Source organism: Qipengyuania sp. JB2-7, from assembly GCF_055693485.1.
The window spans coordinates 925262-945061 of record NZ_CM146335.1 but is presented as its reverse complement, the minus strand read 5'-3'; the positions used below and the strand labels follow the sequence as shown (position 1 = coordinate 945061).

Annotated in this window: 18 protein-coding genes, 1 tRNA gene and 3 pseudogenes; 6 read left to right on the top strand and 16 right to left on the bottom strand. The window is 54.6% G+C overall.

The genetic code is table 11. The annotated features are described in order from the left end of the window. Window positions 1–2: 2 nt before the first annotated feature. The 6 genes and pseudogenes from ACZ1GM_RS04675 to ACZ1GM_RS04650 form a co-directional block, all read right to left on the bottom strand. Window positions 3–404, bottom strand: a pseudogene (locus tag ACZ1GM_RS04675) (IS6 family transposase); the annotation flags it as partial. Window positions 405–483: 79 nt separating this feature from the next. Beyond that, complete coding sequence (locus ACZ1GM_RS04670) at window positions 484–786, bottom strand: HigA family addiction module antitoxin (RefSeq protein WP_472677977.1); 303 nt, start codon at window positions 784–786, stop codon at window positions 484–486. Beyond that, window positions 786–1112 (bottom strand): type II toxin-antitoxin system RelE/ParE family toxin, encoded by a 327-nt coding sequence (locus tag ACZ1GM_RS04665; RefSeq protein ID WP_472677976.1) that lies wholly within the window; start codon window positions 1110–1112, stop codon window positions 786–788. The genes ACZ1GM_RS04670 and ACZ1GM_RS04665 overlap by 1 nt, the downstream gene beginning before the upstream one ends. A 58-nt stretch (window positions 1113–1170) precedes the next feature. Further along, complete coding sequence (locus ACZ1GM_RS04660) at window positions 1171–1872, bottom strand: IS6 family transposase (RefSeq protein ID WP_472677975.1); 702 nt, start codon at window positions 1870–1872, stop codon at window positions 1171–1173. Between the two features lie 48 nt (window positions 1873–1920). Further along, window positions 1921–2649: a DUF6538 domain-containing protein gene (locus tag ACZ1GM_RS04655; RefSeq protein WP_472677974.1), complete on the bottom strand. Its 729-nt coding sequence runs from the start codon at window positions 2647–2649 to the stop codon at window positions 1921–1923. 97 nt (window positions 2650–2746) lie between these two features. Further along, window positions 2747–2836 (bottom strand) — tRNA-Ser (locus ACZ1GM_RS04650). Window positions 2837–3018: 182 nt separating this feature from the next. On the opposite strand from ACZ1GM_RS04650, the pseudogene hspQ reads away from it, so the two are divergent. Then, a pseudogene (gene hspQ / locus ACZ1GM_RS04645) lies at window positions 3019–3400 on the top strand (heat shock protein HspQ). A 30-nt stretch (window positions 3401–3430) separates the two neighbouring features. Here the strand turns inward: hspQ and ACZ1GM_RS04640 are convergent. After that, window positions 3431–4321 carry an ABC transporter permease gene (locus ACZ1GM_RS04640; protein ID WP_472677973.1) on the bottom strand — a complete coding sequence of 297 codons (891 nt, stop codon included), beginning with the start codon at window positions 4319–4321 and terminating at the stop codon, window positions 3431–3433. A gap of 126 nt (window positions 4322–4447) precedes the next feature. Between ACZ1GM_RS04640 and ACZ1GM_RS04635 the strand changes: the two genes are divergently transcribed. The 4 genes from ACZ1GM_RS04635 to ACZ1GM_RS04620 all read left to right on the top strand — a co-directional run bounded on the left by ACZ1GM_RS04635 (window position 4448) and on the right by ACZ1GM_RS04620 (window position 7104). Further along, window positions 4448–5134, top strand: a complete 687-nt coding sequence (locus ACZ1GM_RS04635) for a GcrA family cell cycle regulator (RefSeq protein ID WP_472677972.1) — start codon at window positions 4448–4450, stop codon at window positions 5132–5134. A 102-nt stretch (window positions 5135–5236) separates the two neighbouring features. Beyond that, window positions 5237–5509 carry a hypothetical protein gene (locus tag ACZ1GM_RS04630; RefSeq protein WP_472677971.1) on the top strand — a complete coding sequence of 91 codons (273 nt, stop codon included), beginning with the start codon at window positions 5237–5239 and terminating at the stop codon, window positions 5507–5509. A 96-nt stretch (window positions 5510–5605) separates the two neighbouring features. Continuing rightward, window positions 5606–6133 carry a DUF1993 domain-containing protein gene (locus tag ACZ1GM_RS04625; RefSeq protein ID WP_472677970.1) on the top strand — a complete coding sequence of 176 codons (528 nt, stop codon included), beginning with the start codon at window positions 5606–5608 and terminating at the stop codon, window positions 6131–6133. A 20-nt stretch (window positions 6134–6153) separates the two neighbouring features. After that, a complete protein-coding gene (locus ACZ1GM_RS04620; protein ID WP_472677969.1) occupies window positions 6154–7104 on the top strand; it encodes a DUF481 domain-containing protein in 951 nt (316 codons plus the stop codon). Here the strand turns inward: ACZ1GM_RS04620 and ACZ1GM_RS04615 are convergent. The 9 genes and pseudogenes from ACZ1GM_RS04615 to ACZ1GM_RS04575 all read right to left on the bottom strand — a co-directional run bounded on the left by ACZ1GM_RS04615 (window position 7101) and on the right by ACZ1GM_RS04575 (window position 17376). Further along, window positions 7101–7781 (bottom strand): polyamine aminopropyltransferase, encoded by a 681-nt coding sequence (locus ACZ1GM_RS04615; protein ID WP_472677968.1) that lies wholly within the window; start codon window positions 7779–7781, stop codon window positions 7101–7103. The two genes, ACZ1GM_RS04620 and ACZ1GM_RS04615, sit on opposite strands and share 4 nt — an antisense overlap. A gap of 171 nt (window positions 7782–7952) precedes the next feature. Further along, the gene (gene pnp, locus ACZ1GM_RS04610) at window positions 7953–10241 is read right to left on the bottom strand and encodes a polyribonucleotide nucleotidyltransferase (RefSeq protein WP_472677967.1); all 2289 of its coding nucleotides are present in this window, start codon (window positions 10239–10241) and stop codon (window positions 7953–7955) included. 235 nt (window positions 10242–10476) lie between these two features. Next, entirely contained in the window at window positions 10477–10746 is a 270-nt protein-coding gene (rpsO, locus tag ACZ1GM_RS04605) for a 30S ribosomal protein S15 (RefSeq protein WP_472677966.1), read from the bottom strand. A 12-nt stretch (window positions 10747–10758) separates the two neighbouring features. Beyond that, the gene (truB, locus tag ACZ1GM_RS04600; RefSeq protein ID WP_472677965.1) at window positions 10759–11682 is read right to left on the bottom strand and encodes a tRNA pseudouridine(55) synthase TruB; all 924 of its coding nucleotides are present in this window, start codon (window positions 11680–11682) and stop codon (window positions 10759–10761) included. Between the two features lie 50 nt (window positions 11683–11732). Then, window positions 11733–12245 carry a sodium:solute symporter family transporter gene (locus ACZ1GM_RS04595; protein ID WP_472677964.1) on the bottom strand — a complete coding sequence of 171 codons (513 nt, stop codon included), beginning with the start codon at window positions 12243–12245 and terminating at the stop codon, window positions 11733–11735. Further along, the gene (locus ACZ1GM_RS04590; protein WP_472677963.1) at window positions 12197–13189 is read right to left on the bottom strand and encodes a sodium:solute symporter family transporter; all 993 of its coding nucleotides are present in this window, start codon (window positions 13187–13189) and stop codon (window positions 12197–12199) included. The genes ACZ1GM_RS04595 and ACZ1GM_RS04590 overlap by 49 nt, the downstream gene beginning before the upstream one ends. 263 nt (window positions 13190–13452) lie before the next feature. Beyond that, a complete protein-coding gene (locus tag ACZ1GM_RS04585) occupies window positions 13453–15906 on the bottom strand; it encodes a TonB-dependent receptor (protein ID WP_472678502.1) in 2454 nt (817 codons plus the stop codon). 68 nt (window positions 15907–15974) lie between these two features. Continuing rightward, window positions 15975–16325: pseudogene (locus tag ACZ1GM_RS04580) on the bottom strand (TonB-dependent receptor plug domain-containing protein); the annotation flags it as partial. Between the two features lie 136 nt (window positions 16326–16461). Then, complete coding sequence (locus ACZ1GM_RS04575) at window positions 16462–17376, bottom strand: helix-turn-helix domain-containing protein (protein ID WP_472677962.1); 915 nt, start codon at window positions 17374–17376, stop codon at window positions 16462–16464. A gap of 144 nt (window positions 17377–17520) precedes the next feature. On the opposite strand from ACZ1GM_RS04575, the gene ACZ1GM_RS04570 reads away from it, so the two are divergent. Then, window positions 17521–19791, top strand: a complete 2271-nt coding sequence (locus ACZ1GM_RS04570) for an alpha-galactosidase (protein WP_472677961.1) — start codon at window positions 17521–17523, stop codon at window positions 19789–19791. Window positions 19792–19800 lie beyond the last annotated feature (9 nt).

Below are 19800 nucleotides of genomic sequence, written 5' to 3'. Positions count from 1 at the left end.
TGTTTCAGCGCTTTCTTCATGAAGCGCGGAGCCGCGCTCTTATCCCGTTTCTTCGTGACGTAACTCTCTAAGATCTCGTCCTCGTGACCGACCGCCTGCCAGAGATAGTGCGTCTCGCCGTTGATCTTCACGAACATCTCATCGAGGTGCCAGCGCCAATGTCTAAACCCGCGCATTCGACTGATCCGCTGACGCTTGATATCTACCGCGAACATAAGACCAAAGCGGTTCCACCAGAACCGCACCGTCTCATGGCAAATGTCGATCCCACGCTCGAACAGCAGATCCTCGACATTCCGCAAGCTCAGCGGAAACCGCACGTACGTCATCATCACAAGCCGAATGACCTCCGTTGACGAGTTGAAACGTTTGAATGGGCTATCTGGCTTGCGAAGTCTGGGCATGCCCCGCCCTACCTTCACCGCATCAGTCCGCAAAAGCTGCAGTTAGTCTGACAACACCGTCTGACAGCACCGACCGCGCTCAGGTAGGCTCTGGAATTCGCTCAACTTCAACAGGATAACCAACCAACTCTAATTGGGCAAGATCGTAGGAACTTTGCATCCTAAGCAAAGTAGAAGCGCTAACTCCGAAGGCTTTCTCAAATCTTCGGGCCATATCCGGGGTGAGAGCAGCCTTCCCATTGAGCAACCTACTCATGTTGGGCCTAGCGATTCCTAGATGCGCGGCGGTCTCCTGAATGGTGAGTCCATATGGCTCGACAAAGCTTCGCTTCAGCCACGATCCGGGGTGAACGCGGATAGAGGGATTAATCTTAATAGCCATCAGTGGTAGTCCTCTAAGTCGAGATTGCCGATGGTAGTTTCGTCAATCTTAGTGAATGTCAGCCGCCAGTTTTTAGTGACGGTCATTGCGAACTCACCCTTTCGGTTTCCCTTAAGGGCATGAAAGCCAAAGTTCGGTGGAACGGTAAGCTCACTCAAGTTCTCGGCTGCATCGATAAATGCAACCATATCGAGAACTCTGCCAGCTTCGATCACACCACGAGCATCGCCAGTTTCGAGAAACCTTCGAAGTTTCTTATGCTTGACGTTCTCGATATCCATGAATTCCGTATTGTCATGCATTACGCGTAATGTCAAGCAATACATTATGCCGGTCTTGTCAGGTTAACTTTTGGAGGTTGCACTGAAGCGCGCATTGCCAAACTCACCCATGTGCAGCGGACGCAATTTCCCACTCGGCCATTGCCTGGTTTCGGAAGGTTCGCATGGTATTTCTTGAGATGAGATGGCGCTGGATATTGAAGGTATTGTAGATTGCTGAATGGGTTGAAGTGAAACGCTGAGCTTGTTCTTGGGACTTGAAGAGCTGCATCTTTCGCTCTCGTCGTCGTACTGGAAGATGCGAGTTTTCAGCCCGATTGTTATGTTTCATTTGGCCAGGTTGATGTCGCCTTGAGCAGCCTAGTTCACGTAGCGCGGCACCGTAAGAAGCAAGTCCATCCGTTACAATTTTGTCCGGCACAAAGCCTTGGCTCTTGAGCAGTTTCCTCAGTAACTTCAGTGCTGCTGCCTTGTTGCGTCGCTTCTGAACGAGCACATCCAGGACCTCGCCTTCCTTGTCGACTGCTCGCCACATCCACATGCGCTGACCATTTATCCGAACGACCATCTCATCAAGATGCCAGACGCAATCGGCTCTTCCGCGTCGTTTGCGAATGTTGGCCGCGATCGCCGGTCCAAACTTATCGACCCAGCAGCGGATCGTCTCATAAGTTACATCGATCCCGCGCTCAGCCATCAAATCTTCGACGTCCCGCAGGCTCAGCGTAAATCTGAAATACAACCACACCGCTTGACGGATAACATCGGGATGAAAGCGGTGACGCTTGAAACAAAGTGGCTTCATATCGACAGGCCATAGCTCCAAAATCCAACATTCGGAGACTAGTTAGCGTTAGACTGACAGCACCCGTTCGGTTACGTACTCTGAAAACAGGTCAGAAAGCAGAACCGGCGGACCTAGCTGCACCTCACCACTTTGCAAAAGTTCTTGATCGCCTTGAAGTGAGGCAGGAGAGAAGCCCTCGTCAATTGAGCTTTGAGGAGCGCCCTCTATCAATTGCAACTCACGTTCCGCGCTTTCAATCTGTGCGCGTGCAACGTGATCAATTAGGTCAAACCAAACTTCGTCGCTTGGATTTAATGACCACCCGTGCTGCTCACATAAGGTTTCTGCCTGCCAAGTAACATGCGTTGGCGGTTCGCCTGCGCCTAGCTGCCGCGAACGCATCGCGCTTTGACGGTACACCTTCAGATTTTCCAATCTCATCAGTGCGGCCTCGACCGAGGCTTGATCAGCGCGATTTACAGGCTGAAATCTCTCTTGTCGTTCGGCAAAAGCTTGCCGTACGCGAATACCAATTTCAGCCTTATCCGGTTTGTAAGGCGCCGATGCAATCTTTGTTGGTGCAACCTGCCCTCTTGCAAACGCGAGAGTGTTCTCGAACTCATCTATACGCTGCTGCAGGCGAATACGTGCGACCCGAAGATCACTTGTCTCAAGTGAGTTCCAAATCTGAGTTTTCCTATCAAAGGCAGTACGTGCATCAGCTGGAACGCCGCGCTTGAAGTAGTAAATTGCGTCCCGCAGAAACAGGTAGCGATGCCCTTTGACCTTCTTCACGCAATCCCTTTTGTAGCAAGTTTTGTAGCACGGCTAGCCACAAATTAGACCAGAATACGAGGAACTTGCGGAATTGCAACGCGTTGCAACAGATTGATGGCGGAGAGACAGGGATTCGAACCCTGGGTACTCGTGAGAGCACAACGGTTTTCGAGACCGCCCCGTTCGACCACTCCGGCATCTCTCCGCATATAAAGACCCAAACAAACGACATCTTGGCCGAAAGTTGACGGGGCCTTAAGACGGCGGGCGGTTAACTCACACTTCGTCCCATGCCAAGCCCAAACTGGCACACCGCGCATGAAATTCGGGGATCATGTCCGTTCAGATGTTGTTTTGCTTGTGCGATGCATCATATCTGACTTAGCTATGGAAAGAGCGATTTTCTTCTCCGCCCAGGCAGGGCGCAATATCGAAGCACCAGAAAGTGCGAGCACAACATTCGCGATCGGCGATGTTGTTAAGCACAAGATATTCGATTTCCGCGGCGTGATTTTCGACATCGATCCGGTCTTCGCCAATAGCGAAGAGTGGTACGCCTCAATCCCGGAAGAAATTCGCCCACATCGCGATCAGCCATTCTATCACCTGTTCGCAGAGAGTGATGAGAGCTCTTACGTTGCCTATGTCAGTCAGCAGAACCTGCTCGGCGATTCCATGGGTGGACCCGTTGAGCATCCGGATGTGCATGAGATGTTTGAGACATTCGAAGACGGTACGTTACCGCGTACGCAGAGCACTTACTCACTAAGTTGAGACGATGCACTAGGCCGCTGTGCGCCTAATTCTTGATCTTCCAACCAGACTTTAACAAGCGATACGCAATCAGGGCGAGTACCACGTTCAGCATCAGTATGCCGAGACCCGCCCACATCACTGGCGTTGCTCCTTCGCCGATGTCAGTCTCACCTAAGAAGCCATACCGAAAGCCCGAAATCACATAGAAAAATGGGTTTGCGCGGCTGATTGCCTGGAAAGCCGGGGCAAGGTTATCAATCACATAGAACGTGCCTGACAGCAGGCTGAGCGGGCCAATTATAAAATTGCTGACTGCAGCATTGTGGTCGAACTTCTCTGACCAGATCGATGTGATCAAGCCAAGCAGGGACAACATCAGCGCCCCCATCAAACCGAACCAGACAATCGCCCATGGGTTCGCCACGGAAAGGGTCACACCCGGATACAAAGCCATTGCCGCCGAGACGGTTAGGCCGACCAGAAATGCCCGCGTCATGGCCGCTGCGACGATCCCGGCCATCAATTCCCCTTCGGACAAAGGCGGCATCAACAGGTCAATAATGGTCCCTTGGATCTTGCCTGACAACAGCGAGAAGGACGAATTGGCAAAGGCGTTTTGCATCATACCCATCATAATGAGGCCAGGCGCAACAAAACTCGCGAATGGCACGCCCAGCACTTCGCGCCCGCCACGCCCCAATGCGACCGAAAAAATCACCAAAAACAGCAAAGTTGTGACCGCTGGGGCCCAGATCGTCTGTGTCTGGACCTTGAGAAAACGGCGAACCTCCTTAATATAGAGACTCCACACGCCAATGCGGTTTATCCCGGAAATTACGGGTTCGCCGGGCGGCGCAAATCGAGACTGTGATTGCGCGGCACCAGCCGTCTCTTCCGCAGGCTTATTTTCCGTGGGTTGGACTTGATCGACCATAGCCGCGCGCCTAGTGCGTTGCGCTCTGAGTGGCAAGCCACCCACAGCGATAGAATACCTGGCCAGGCAACAATGCCCAGCCATCGGCTTAGACGCCGTGCAAGATGTAAAGGCACTGGATTACACATGAGTTGGACTGACGAACGGATCGCCACACTTAAAAAATTGTGGGAAGGTGGGGCCACGGCCAGCCAGATTGCCGAAGAGCTCGGCGGGGTTAGCCGCAATGCGGTGATCGGCAAGGCGCACCGTTTGGGCCTCAAGGCGCGCCCCTCCCCCGTCAAGGCAGCGGAGAAAAAGAAAAAGGACGCTGCGAAAAAGACGGCAGCCAAGCCCGCGGCGAAAAAGCCAGCGGCGAAGTCTGCGACTAAGCGCCCATCGATAAAGCCAGTGGATCGTCGGATCCCTCAGCCTGCGTCCCACACCAAGGATGCGAGTATTCCATCGCAGCCGGTACCGAACAAGAACCCTGATCTGCCAAAGATCGTGTCGATCGGACCCGGCGGCTTCCAACGGCAGGGCCCCGGCGATCAGCAGCCCCCGATCCCGCCCGCGCCTCCGCGTCGGTTGGTTCCAGCCAAACCAAGTCCGGAAATTGCGGACAAGACCAGCTTGCTGGATTTGTCGGACAAAGTGTGCCGTTGGCCCATGGGACATCCTGGCGAACCCGACTTTCACTTTTGCGGCGCTCAGGTGAACCCGGGTTTCCCATATTGCGTGGAGCATTGCGGTCGGGCCTTCCAGGCACAGCTGCCTCGCGGTGCACGCCGTCCCCCTCCACCTTTGCCATTTGGCGGACCCAGAGTACGCTAAGCGCCACGACGCTTAGCGGAGGTCATACACCCCGGCCTTCGTAGGCGTTAAAGAAATGTTCGTGCTGAGCTCTTAGGCAGCGACGCTGCTTAGGAGGAAGCTATGCCTGCACGGGATAGTGAGAACGGATTTGATCGCCTCAATCGTAAAGTCGGGACACTGTACAGCCGCATGATGGCGTGGATTTTCCTAATTCCCGGTGGCCTGTTTGTCGCGGTCGGCACATTGCGCAGCGACAGTTTCACCCTTTCCACCCATTGGCCCGGGCTGGCAGCGGCCGGTTCTTTGTTCTTTCTCGCTCGCCTTTGCTTCAGATCGCGCGAAGGCATGCTCAGCATTTTATCGGATGTCGGGACGGACAAACAAACGCGCTAGACAAACGAATTGACAGTATAGCTCGTCAAAATTCGTTTGCGGTGGGATGTCCCCAGCCATACTTAAGCGCCTCATTCAATGATGAGGAGCCGTGAAATGTCCATTTCTCTCTACGATGCCTTTGTGCCCAGCTGTCAGCAAATCCTAGGTGGGCTGAACGGACTCATCGACAAAGGTGAGGCCCACGTAAAAGAACACGAGCTCAATGATGCGGAGCTACTCGAAGCCAAACTCGCCGACACGATGTGGACACTACCATGGCATGTTCGCGCCTGCTGGATGCATTCCGCTTATACGTTCGGCCAAATGGAAGGCGGCGAGTTCACCCCGGACTTCACCGACGTGCCGGATAGCTGGGATAGCATGCGCGCAATGACACAAGACGCACTCGACAAGCTTGATGCGTTGTCCAGCGACGACGTGGAAGCGATCACTGACAAGACCATTGGCTTTGTCCTCGGCGGAAAACGTTTGATGGAATTCACCGGGCAGAATTTCCTCTTGAGCTTTAATCAGCCAAACTTCTATTTTCACGCGACAACTTTTTACGACATTTTGCGCATGAAAGGCGTCACATTGGGTAAACGTGATTTCCTTGGGATGCCACGTGTCCTGAGCATGTAACGAATTGAATTGAGGCGTAAATGCAGATTGTGAAGTTCAGATATGCGGCGGCTCTTATGGCGCTTGTGTCATCAACCGCGCACGCGGAATTACCCGATCCTGTGCGGGCGATGATTGATGCGGCGATTGCGACAGGTGACCCGAGCAAAGTCGCCACCGTCGTCGATCTGGCCAAGCAGACCAACCCGGATGACGTCGATGCAATTGATGCGCTCAAAAGTGACTTCGACGCTAAGATGGCTGTTCAAGCTGAACAAAAGGCTGCTCTCGAAGAAGAAGCTATCCGCAATGCCGGGCTATTCGATAACTGGAGCGGCAAGGGAGAGCTTGGGGCGTTCAGAGCGACCGGTAACTCTTCAAATTCGGGTGGCACAGCCAGTCTGTCGCTAAAGCGCACGGGAATTGATTGGTCGCACAAACTGACCGCACGGGCCGATTATCAGCGCAACAATGGGGTGACATCACGCGAGCGCTATTTCGTCGCGTATGAGCCAAACTACAAAATATCAGACCGACTTTTTGTGTATGGACTCACCCAATATGAACGTGACCGATTTCAGGGATTTTCTGGACGCTACGCAGTGTCTGGTGGCCTCGGCTATCAAATCATAAACCAGCCTGACTTGAAACTTTCCGCCAAGGCCGGTCCGGCCTATCGCGTTACTGAATTTATCACTGGTGAGACGGAAAGCCGGATAGCCGGATTGATTGGCATCGATTTTGACTGGAATATCACCAACCGGCTGACACTGACGCATGACACCAATGCAGTTGCAGAGACCGGCGGATCAGCGGTCGTCATCATCGATTCCAGCAATACGAGTCTTGACTTGGTGACCGGCCTGAACGCGAAAATCAGCGACAGCCTGACGACGCGCTTCTCTTATGCGATTGAGTATGACAGCAATCCGCCGCCGGGTTCGGTGGGGACAGACACCCTTAGCCGAGTGACGCTAATCTATGGATTCTAGCGCTTCTTCGCAAACCAGATGGTGTGATGTGCGCCCTTGTTATTGGGGCGAGAGCGAACACTCAGTTCCTCAACCTCTAGTCCAGCTTCTTTCAAGCGCTTGCGAAAGCCATAGTCCGGTGCTGCCGACCACACCCCAATAATGCCGTCGGGATTGAGCGCGTCGCGCGCCTTGCCCAGGCCAGTGCGCGAATAGATTCGGTTATTGTCGGCTCGTACCATCCCGTCCGGGCCATTGTCGACATCGAGCAGGATCGCATCAAACTTTGCGCAGGTGCCATCATTCGCGTCATCGATCAGCGCGGCCACATCGCAGATGTTCAGGTCAAGGCGTGGATCGGACAGACAATCGCCAGTCAGATCTGCCATCGGGCCTTTCGCCCATTCGATAATCTTTTCCGAAATCTCCGCGACTACCGCTTGGCCGCCCTCGCCCATCCGCGCCAGCGCAGCGCGATAAGTAAAACCCATACCGTATCCGCCGATCAGGATACGCGGAGCGTCGTTGGCGAGGCGATCAAACGTAAGCTCTGCCAGCTGCTCCTCGGAGAAGCGCATGCGGGTGCTCATCAACTCGTTATAGCCCAGCACGATCATGAAATCGCGCCCGTGGCGGTAGAGTTCGAGCACTTCCCCATCCGGTATCTCGACGGTGTCTATGAGTTCGCGCTTAAGCATAATTCTCCTGGCGCGCCGTAGCCACCCGCGCCCTCCACCCTTCCACCCGGACGATATCCCGGTAGGCTCTGGGTGGAAGGGTGGAGGGCGCGAGTGGCTAGGTCAATCCAAAACAAGAAAGGCCGCCTGAGTATTCCCAAGCGGCCTTTCTTCCTTAGATAAGCGTGAAGCTTAGTCCTTCAGGAAGTCCGGCATCGATGCGCCGCCCTCGTCAGAACCGCCACCATCACGGTTGCCACCACCATCACGGCGCGGACCACGACCACCCCGGCCACCACGACGGTCACCGCCACGGCCCTTACCGCCGCGATCACCACGTGGCTCACGCGGGGGACGGGTGTCCTCCAGCTCTTCACCGGTTTCCTGGTCAACGACACGCATTGACAGGCGAACCTTGCCGCGATTGTCGATCTCGAGGACCTTGACCTTCACCTCGTCGCCTTCGCTGACAACGTCAGTGACTTTCTCGACGCGCTCATTCTTCATTTCAGAGACGTGGACGAGACCGTCCTTGCCGCCCATGAAGTTCACGAATGCGCCGAAGTCGACGATGTTGACGACCTTGCCGTTGTAGATCTTGCCGACTTCGGCCTCTTCCACGATGCCTTCGATCCAGGCTTTCGCAGCTTCGATCTCCTCAGCATTCGAAGACGAAATCTTGATCGTGCCTTCGTCGTCGATGTCGACCTTGGCGCCCGTTTCTGCAACGATTTCACGGATCACCTTGCCGCCCGTACCGATCACGTCGCGGATCTTCGACTTGTCGATCTGCATGGTCTCAATACGCGGTGCGTGCTTGCTAACTTCGCCGCGTGAAGAGCCGAGCGCTTCGGTCATTTTGCCGAGGATGTGCGCACGGCCAGCTTTCGCCTGCTCCAGCGCCTGCGTCATGATTTCCTGCGTGATGCCAGCGACCTTGATGTCCATCTGGAGGCTGGTGATGCCTTTTTCAGAACCGGCAACCTTGAAGTCCATATCGCCGAGGTGATCTTCATCACCCAGAATGTCGGACAGGACAGTGAAGTCTTCGCCTTCAAGGATCAGACCCATGGCAATGCCGGACACTGGACGCTTCAGCGGAACACCTGCATCCATCATTGACAGCGAGCCGCCACAAACGGTTGCCATCGAAGACGAGCCGTTGGACTCAGTGATGTCTGACAGAACACGGATTGTGTAAGGAAACTCCTCCACATCAGGCAGAACCGGGTGCAGCGCGCGATAGGCGAGCTTACCATGGCCGGTTTCGCGGCGGCTGGTAAAGCCGAAGCGCCCCACTTCACCGACCGAATATGGCGGGAAGTTATAGTGCAGCATGAAGTTGTTGTATGACAGGCCTTCGAGCCCATCGATCATCTGCTCAGCATCTTTGGTGCCGAGCGTGGTGGTGCAGATTGCCTGCGTCTCACCGCGCGTAAACAGTGCCGAACCGTGCGTACGTGGCAGCAGACCAACCATCGCCTCAATCGGGCGAACTTCGTCTGTCTTGCGACCATCGATACGCTGACCATCCTTGAGGATCGCCTTGCGCACGATATCGCTTTCCAGCTTCTTCACGAGCTTCAGGCGGCCCATATATTCGGCTGGATCGCTCTCGGCGAGATCAGCATAGTGCTCACGCGCTTTTTCGCGCGCTGCGTTCACTGCGTCCTGACGAGCAGACTTGTCAGTGATCTTGTAAGCAGATGCCAGATCATCGCCGATGACGCCGCGCAGCTCTTCCAGAGCAGCACTCTTGTCTTCAACCGGATCAAGTTCCCACGGATCTTTCGCGGCCTGTTCAGCGAGATCAATAATCGCGCCGATAACCTTGCGGCTTTCCTCATGCGCGAACATGACCGCGCCGAGCATCTGCTCTTCGGTCAGTTCTTTCGCTTCGGACTCGACCATCATCACCGCGTCTTGTGTTGCGGCGACAACGAGGTCGAGATTGCCCTCTTCGCCCAGCGCGTCTGCGACGGTTGGGTTGAGAATATATTCGCCATCATTGTCAAAGCCAACGCGTGCTGCGCCGATCGGGCCCATAAATGGCAGACCAGAAATGGTTAAAGCGGCAGATGCCGCAATCATCGCAACGATATCAGGCTCGGTCTCGCCATCATATGACAGCACCTGCGCAATTACGTTGATTTCGTTGTAGAACCCTTCTGGGAACAGCGGGCGGCAAGGACGGTCGATCAAACGCGATGTCAGCGTTTCTTTTTCCGTCGCGCGGCCTTCACGCTTGAAGAAGCCGCCGGGAATACGCCCAGCAGCAGAGAATTTTTCCTGATAGTGAACGGTCAGCGGGAAGAAGTCTTGTCCTTCCTTGACGCTCTTTGCGGCGGTTACTGCGCAAAGCACCACGGTTTCGCCATATGTGGCCAGCACCGCGCCGTCTGCCTGACGGGCGATCTGACCGGTTTCGAGAGTGAGGGTTTTTCCGCCCCATTCAATCGATACGGTTTTCTTGTCGAACATGTATTTTCCTAAAATGACCCGCACGGCCATATTGCGATGCGGGGCCTAAATTGCCCGGTCGTGTCGCGGTCGCAGAAACCGGTTTCCACTTTCTGCTGCGATACTTCCAGTGCCGGGTAGTCCGTCCCGGTCCGGTATAGGGCTTGAAATCATCGCCCCAAGGCCAGCTCACCGGATTGCGAGCCATGCCCCTTATGCAAGAAGCGGCCCACAGTGGAGCCGCCTCTCAAAACTCTTATTTACGCAGACCCAGTTTCTGGATCAGGGCGTTATACCGCTCAACATCTTTCTTTTTGAGATAGGCGAGCAGGTTACGACGCTTATTGACCATCATGAGCAGGCCGCGGCGGGAATGGTTGTCCTTGTGGTGGCCTTTAAAGTGCTCTGTCAGATTTTTGATACGTGTGGTGAGAATCGCGACTTGAACTTCTGGCGAACCGGTGTCGCCTTTGCCCTGTGCGTTATCCTTGATGACTTTGGTTTTTTCTTCGGCAGTTACCGACATATCTTTTCTCTCTTACTCAGCGACATCGGGTAGGTTGAAACCCCTGACGACTTTCGCCGTCCCATCCTCAATTTCCATAAGCGCAATGGGGACAGTATCCAGCGTCGCGCAATAGAGCCCGGATGGTTGGGGCAGTTCAGACAGGACCCGGCCCTGACGGACCGCCTGCGCGCTAGTCTGATCGAGAATTAAGGCCGGGATGTCGTCCAGCCCCGCCTCGAGCGGCAGGAGGAGGTCTTTCAATGGCGCGCCACTAGCGATTTCGTTGAGTTTGTCCAGCGAAATCGATTGTTCCTGAGTGAAAGGCCCTGCCTTTGTGCGCCTTAAGTAAGTGACATGCCCGCATGTTCCAAGCGCACGCGCAATATCGCGGGCCAGACTGCGGATATATGTGCCCTTGGAAACGTGGGCGTTGAGGGTGATTTCAGAGGGCATATCGGTATCGCTGGCGATGGTCAGAGAATGAATGGATACCGCCCGCTTCTTGATATCTACGCCTTCACCCGCTCGCGCTCTGTCGTAAGCACGCTTACCGTCAATTTTCACCGCAGAATAGGCGGGCGGCACTTGCTCAATCGGGCCAGTGAGTTGCGGCAGGACGGCTTCGATCTCCGAAAGTGTTGGCCAGCCGTTGGAGCGCTCGATCACCTCACCTTCCGTGTCGAGCGTGTCCGTCTCTTCGCCAAAACGGACGGTGAATTCGTAAATCTTGCTGGCATCCAGCATGCGACCTGCCAGCTTTGTCGCCTCACCCAGCGCAATCGGCAACACGCCCTCCGCCAGCGGATCAAGCGTGCCGCCGTGACCAACCTTGGTCTTGGCATAGCCGCCCTGGCGCAGATTGCGTTTCACCGCCGCGACAGCCTGTGTCGAGCCAAGCCCGCGCGGCTTGTCGAGAATGATCCAACCGTAAGGTGCGGGCTTCAAGTCAGGCATCCCGCTCCGCTAGAGCGGTCACCCGTTGCCTTCAAGTTGGTTCTGGTCCCTCAAGTCGGTTCTGGCAACGGCTCCGCCCCGCCAAGTGAAAACTGAGGCGTTTCACCGAACACAAGCTTGTTCATCACCAGCGCAGTGGCCACGGACAATATCAGCGTCACCGCCATGCCGTGAATGTAGTGCGCAGGTTCCCAAACCATGCTCCAGAAGCCATAGAACGCAACGCCGGTGACCACCCCAATCATCGCCGCACCTGCCTTCACATTCTTGAACAGCAGGCAGACGACAAAGGCAGACAGGATCGGCATGGACAGTAGGCCATAAAGCTCCTGCACAGTGTTGATCAGGCTTTCCTGGCTTGCAAAAAATGGCACCAGCAGCAAGGCCAGCACACTCATCGCAATTGAGACGATGGCGCTGAGTTTCCCAACTGATTTGGGCTCGCCAACATACGCCTCATGAATATCGCACACATAGAGCGCAGCCGAGGCGTTAAGGATTGAGTTGAATGTGGTCAGCACTGCCGCCGCCAAAGCTGCAGCGAACGCGCCTGACAGCCACACTGGCAACACATCGCCAACAATTCGGTACCGTAGGCGGCATCACCCACATCGCCATAAAGCTTGTACGAAACGATCCCGGGAATCACGACTATAGCAGGCACAATCAGCAGGCGTATCCCCGCAGCGGTCAGCACGCCTTTTTGCGCTTCCTTGATGCTCGGGGCCGCCATCGCACGTTGCGTGATTGTCTGATTGGTTGACCAGTAAAACGTCTGAATAAAGATCATACCAGTCAGCAGCGTATGCCACGGAATGGGGCTGTCATTATCACCGATCAGCGTCAGGCGGTCTGCAGGAATACCGGTCAGATCAAAATCGATAGCGCTCAAAGCCAGGTACACCACCAGCAACGCGAGACCGAGAATCAGCACCCCAGAGTAAGTGTCGGATACCGCCACAGCGCGCAAACCGCCGAAAATCGCGTAACAGGCCCCGACCGTCGCCAGGATCACCGCAACCGTCAGCAGCATATTCAGCTCCGTGCTCATACCCACCATCGACAGCAGGAATAGCGACCCACCATAAAGGATCGCAGGCAGGAAAATGAAAAGATTACCGAACAGGAAAAGCACGCTGATCAGCGCACGGATATGCTTGTCATTATACTTCTTCTGAAGCAGCTCAGTCGTCGTCGTGCAGTTATTTTTGTAGTATACTGGCAGAAACACAAAGGTCAGGATCAACAGACCCGCAACTGCGGCAAACTCCCACCATGCGAGCAGCGCCATCTGATTGCCGTTCATACCGATCAGCTGATCAGTCGAAAGGTTGGTCAGCGTGATAGACCCCGCGATGAAATACCATTTCAGCCCGCCACTCGCGAGGAAGTAGTCTTTCTCGCTATTGTGCTCTTTGTCGAGCCTGCCACGACAATGCATGTATGTCGCGAACGCAATCAGCGCCGTGATCACAAGGAATACGGTGACCTGAATCGGATCAGTCATTTAATTGCTTCCCTCTCTCCAACCACGCTTTTCTGCGCGATTTGTGGTGGATTGTCCAACACTTGGATGACCGCTGGCTTACAGCGCCAAAAGTAAAGGGGTAGCGGGGCACCTGTCTCCAGGAACTCTCGCCACCCCTTCAGAATGTGCCGGGCCAATCCCCCGAAAGTCCGGCACCAAAAACCAATAAATCGATGTTCTTATCGCTTTGACCCAAAGGGCGTGGCGGACACCGTGTGTAGTGCCCGCCAACCGTAAGCTGCTTAAAACTTCGCCCGGACACCAGCGGTGTAGCGCGCGCCCGTGCGTGTGTATGTCAGCAGACGGTTCGGGAAGCGCGAGAAGTCCCGCGTATCTTCGCCAAGCACGTTCAGACCTTCAACAAAGACCTGGAGCTGATCGTTGAATTCATAGCTTGCCGAGAAGTCAAGCTGGCCAAAGGCTTCACGCTGACGTGGCTCGCTGAATTCAGCCTGACCCAGCACGAGGAAGCCATCACGGTAGTTGTATGAAACGCGCGCAGCGAGCGGCCCGTCTTCATAGAACGCCGTGACGTTTACCGTGTGCGGTGTGAAGCCGTTAAAGCCGAGATCACCAGCAGGTGCTTCGTCCCGATCGCTCGTGACGTATGTATAGTTCACGATGCCCCCAAAGCCGTTGTCGAACGTCTTTTGGAGAGCTAATTCGACACCGCTGATGCTACCCGACAGGCCATTACGCTGGCGAGTATCCTGGAACGTCACATCGACCGCCTCATCAACGGTACGACCACCATTGCCAGCAGGGAAAATGACTGTGTTCACAACCGGAAGAGTAGAGGTTTCGATGAAGTTCCCCAGTTCCTTGTGAAAGCCAGCAACGCTGAAATAGCTCAGATTATCGAAGTACCACTCGAACGAGATGTCGAAGTTGTCCGACTCAAACGCTTCGAGGAGCGGGTTACCACCACCGCTAAGAGGCGCATTCGAACGTCCGCCAAACGTATTGGCCACACCCAGCGCCGTCAATGTTGGGCGCGTCACTGTGCGTGCATAGCCGAGACGAAGAACGATATCCTCGGTTGGCTCCACCTTGAAATTCACCGAGGGAAGGAAGTTCACATAGTCATTGGGAACCGAGATCGTTGTCGCGGGGCCGAAGACCACCTGAAGTTGTGTATCGCCTGGTGTTTCACGGAATTCGATGACCGGTTGATCAACGCCGCTTGAAACGACATCAGTGAACGCGATGCGGAAGCCAACATTGGCTGACCATGGCAGTTCCCCGCCAAAGTCGCCGCCCCAATCAGTGCTGAAGTAAGCCGAATAGATTTCCTCTTCGACGTCAAAGCTACCGCCCGGATTGAACGTAGGCGTGTAAATCCCGAAGACTGGATCCAAACCGCCGCCATTAAGGTAAGCGAGAAGCTCAGCCGTCGCACCACCAGTGCGATCAGCGTTATTGATGTTCGCAGGATCGTTGAGAACAGCAAACGCTTGCTCGAATGTCGAGTTGAGGATGGTTGAAGGCACGGTCTCTGCGCCGTCAACACCGCTCAGGAAGCCATCAAAAGAAAACTGACTGAGGATGCTGGTATCGAACGGCACTGTATAACCACAGTAAGCACAGAAGATGTTGGCCGAGGTCAAACCATTGCCAGGATCGGCAAAGTTATCAAATAGATCACGGCCTTTCTCACGGCTGGTGAAGATACCGCCAAACGCGATGTTTCGAAGCGGTCCAGCTTCGACTTCCCAATCGCCATCAAGACGAACTTCAAACACTTCGTCATCAACCGTGGTGCGGTTTACGTTCACAAAGTGAAGCCGCTGGATCGAAGTATCGACAAAGTCCGCCGCGTTGATGTTGGTAATAGTCGAAATGCCGGACGTGCTGGTCGACTCGATAAGCGGTGATGTCGGCGCAAGCGCGCCGAGCACAACAAATGGGTTTGTCCCGTCACGCGATGCTTCTGAATAAGAAACGTCTGCGACGAATGTGAGGCGGTCGCTCGCTTCAAACTCAAAATTGGCACCCACCGCAATCGTTTCGGCATCGCGGTTGTTCGATGTCAGAACGTTGTCGTTCTGCGACAATCCAACAGTGTCCGCGATATCTGGGTTGCGCGCACCGAAGTCGATACTCGGACGACTAAACGACGTGACCGTGCCATTGCCATCGATCTGAGGATCAAGGAATGGTGGGCTGAAGAAGCCTGAGAACTGCGTATCGAAGCTGTCAATTTCAAACTTCGAGTAAAGACCATCAAGAGTGATCGTGACAGCATCAGAGGGTGCGAATTGCAGCGCTCCATTGAGCGTCAGACGCTCGCGATCTTGGATGTCACGGCTAAAGATTACTTGCTGCTGGACACGAGCGCCAGATGGTAGCGCCCCAATATCGGTCGCCTGGAGACCAGTTGAACCCTCCGGTGCAAAGATCGCTGCATCACCTTCTCGAAGAGCGAAGCCGTTCGTAATGTTGCGATCAATCTGCGCGTCACGCTTGTTGTAAGACGCGCCGAACAAAGCCCCCACGGTGCCATTAGACCATGACACGACGCCACTGATGTCTGCGCCAAACTCTTCGCTCAATTCTTCGTAGATACCTGCGGTAGAGATGGATGCGTTGAAGCCCAGTCGATCAAGCGGCTTTGCCGTAGTGATGTTAACAACCGCGCCGATTCCTCCCGACTGGAGGCTCGGTTGAGCCGACTTATAAACCTCAGCGGTCTGGATGATGTCTGATGAAAGGACGTCAAACGAGAATTCGCGCCCGTCATTGTCTGTGGCAAGTGTACGGTACCGTTCAGTAGCACCGCGTTAAATTCTGGGCCGAGACCACGTACGGTAATGAACTGACCCTCACCACCGGAACGATCAATCGCCACACCAGTGATACGCTGTAGCGATTCAGCCACGTTATTATCGGGGAATTTACCGACATCTTCCGCAGATACCGCGTCGACAACCACAGCGCTACCGCGCTTTAGGTTGATCGAGTTTTCCAGACTTGCACGAATGCCCGTGACCACGATGGTGTTTTCAGTTTCGGCCTCATCGCCCTGCGCAGCGTCTTGAGCCAAAGCCGGGTTGGCAGCGAGCAACGCAATGCCAGCAACAGACGCACCAAGTGCGGCGTTATATCTCGAAATCATCTCTCTCTCCCAATACCCACAGCGCTTACGTGCACTTGGATGTAATCATATGGCTGCCGCCACAGAATAGCATAATCCATGGCTTGTTTGGGCGTCGCATGTATTTTTTGGTAAGTTTAGGCGAAAGAAAATCACGCTATGATATTTTTGCCCCAATCGCCGGATTGTGACTCAAATCAATCAGTCTCCCATCACTCGTATCGTCGATGGTTGAGTTGACCATTTCGTTCATGCTGCGTGGCTCTTGCCGAATACGTGCACGAAACTCCGAAGGCGACCAGCCCACTTTTTTGCTGAATTGCCGACTGAAATGATACTCGTCACAAAAGCCAAGTTCTGCTGCGATATCGCGCAATTTCAGATTTTCATGGGCGAGCAGATCGCATGCCTTCTCCATCACTAAACCAGATCGATATTTACCTGGCGACACCCCCGCCAGCCGGCGAAACTTCTTCCGGAATGCCTCATACCTTTCATGCATAGATATCGCAGCATCTTGGGCATCGGCATATATCGCAACCGCAGCCTTAGCATCTTCCAGCCAACGAATGTCTTTCTGAACATCCCTTCTTCCTGCCTCCTGAATATCGGCCAATAGCTCCTGAACGCGGATGGCTTCGCGCAGGTAATCCTCTTCGGTACGGGCTGGACTTCCTCCGATCAGCGAGAGAATTCGGTCGCGCCAAAAATCCATGGGATTCAGTTGGATAACCGGCTTTGACCGATCAAAGCACCCCTGCTCTCGCCACATATCAAAAACGGGACCTTCAAACATCAGGTAGAACTCGTCCCACGTATCGCCCTTGGCCGGCCCGTACCAATGCTCAAGCCCGGGCGCGACGAGAATAGCATCTCCAGCCTGCACCTTGCGCGACACCCCATTCTCGTCGCGGTAGGAGCCACGCCCCCTCGTAACATAGACCAGAGTGTAGTGTGGCAACACGCGCTTGTTGGACAGAACCCCAATCCCGTCTTTCAAAAAGCACGCAATTCGAATACCGCCAATCGGTGAAAGCTGCAGGTTTTGTTTGTAGATTTTCTCTTGCCACATATGACACCCCTTAAATGCCAATCAGGAATCTACCAAATTATTCATGCCTTCCCAAAATGACCCTTCACAGCTCATGCAGAACCGTGCTCAATTCAAGATCGGGAGAGAGGCGTGCCGCCTCGCTAGAGAAAGTGAGCCGCTGACATGAATGATTCGGCGAATTCTAGCCGTCGTTTACCCGATGGTGCTGGACCACCTACTGATCTGTCAGAGGCGACACCTCAGCGGCATGAGCCTGGACCGGCAGAACGTGACCAGCAACTGGACCGTGCCACTGATGCATTCGTAAAGATGGATGTTTCAGGCACCTTAGTGGTGCTGGAGGCGGCTGCTCGCGAACGTCCACGCATAATCTATTGCGGTCCATCGATTGGGGATTGCGATCCGAAAGAGTTAGCGCTCCTCAGCACAAAGCAGCATGCTCCGGGCGGCGCGAATGTGCATTTGAGGGGATCACTCCTTAATGAACTCGGGACCGGCATTGCTGGACCGTCAGGCTTCAAGGCGCACCGTGATGGTACCGACTTCGCCGCAGATTTTCGCATCACATCTATCGAGCAGAGAAACGGGCACAGTGTCCTGCTGAATTGCAGCGATCCAAACACGCAAATCGATGCGCAACATCGGTTGGAGATCGACCCCAAGACCGGCGTTTTCCGCGCCTCTACCACGATTACAAACCGCTCTGACAAACCACTCTCAATGGAATGGTGCGCTGCCCTATGCGTGCCGCTTGATGATCGTCTTACAAAAGCGTTTGGATTTACCGGACGATGGGCCAGTGAGTTTCAGATTGAAGAAATTGATCTGTTTCGCGGATCCTATGTGCGTGAAAACAAGGCTGGTCGTACCAGCCATGACAGCTTTCCAGGAATACTGGCGGGGTCGTCGGCCACAACCGAGGCAAGTGGGCTTGCCGCCAGCTTCCACTTTGGCTGGAGCGGGAACAATCGGGTACGCATTGATCAACATCAGGATGGTCGCGCCATCCTGCAGATGGGCGAATTTCTGTTTCCAGGCGAAATCCAGCTTGGAACAGACGAGGCATACACGACGCCTGAACTGACCGCAGTTTGGTCACAAAACGGATTTTCAGCAACGTCGCAAGCACTGCACAAATACGTGGAAGGTGAATTGCTCGACACGCGCGGATTGGAACGCGTCAGACCAGTTCATTATAACACTTGGGAGGCGGTATACTTCGACCATTCAGAAGACCGTCTGTTGCAGCTCGCCGAAGAGGCCAAGGCCGTAGGTGCGGAGCGCTTCGTCCTGGATGATGGGTGGTTCGGTGGTAGGCGGCACGACAATGCCGGGCTCGGCGACTGGTGGGTTTCAGACGAGGTCTACCCCGACGGCCTGCATAAGCTTGCAAACCGTGTCCGCGAACTCGGCATGGAGTTTGGGCTGTGGTTTGAGCCTGAGATGGTCAATCCCGATAGTGACCTTTTTCTTGCTCATCCCGACTGGGTACTTCGCGCTGATGGGGTGGAGGCCGTCCCCTTTCGTAACCAGTTCACGCTAGACCTCACGAAATCGGACGTATTTGATTACTTGTTCGATAAGATGACGGCGGTAATCAGCGAATACGACGTGGCTTATATCAAGTGGGATATGAACCGCGATACAAATCACCCAGGCAGCGGAAATCGCAGCGCAATGCATCAGCAAACTCATGCGGTGTATCGCCTTATGGCCAAGCTGCGTAAGGCACATCCAGAACTTGAAATCGAAAGCTGCTCATCAGGCGGTGGCCGCGTGGATTATGCTATTTTACGCCATACAGATCGATTCTGGGCCTCTGACAATAACGATGCGAGAGAGCGCCAGGCCATCCAACGCGGCGCAAGCCATTTCTTCCCATTACGGATCACGGGTAGCCACGTGGGGCCCCGCCAATGCCACATCACTGGCCGGGTCTTTTCGATGGAATTCCGGGCCGCGAGCGCCATTTTCGGCCATATGGGAATGGAACTCGACCTTCTTGGCGAGACAGAAGATGATCGTGATATCTTGGCCAAAGCGATCGCTCTACATAAGGAACATCGCGATCTGATCCATAACGGCAATTTCCATCGAGTTGACGCGCTGGATTATTTGAACGTTGTCGGATGCGTCGCGCTCGATCAGAAAGAAGCCTTGTTCTCTTGCGCGCAAACGGACCCGGCACCAACTACTTTGCCTGCACGCATCCGCTTCGCGGGTTTAGATCCGGCACGAAGATATCGCGTGAAGCTTGTCTGGCCTGCGCGCAACACGTCGATCACGTCTCCATCGATTATCGAACAGGCGGACCTTTTGGGCGAGGGAAGCGTTGTAAACGCAAGCGCGCTGATGGAGTTCGGCCTGCAAATGCCATTGGTTTTCCCAGACACCTGCCTGATCTTCCATCTAGCTGAGTCGATCGAAGACTAGAGTAATGGC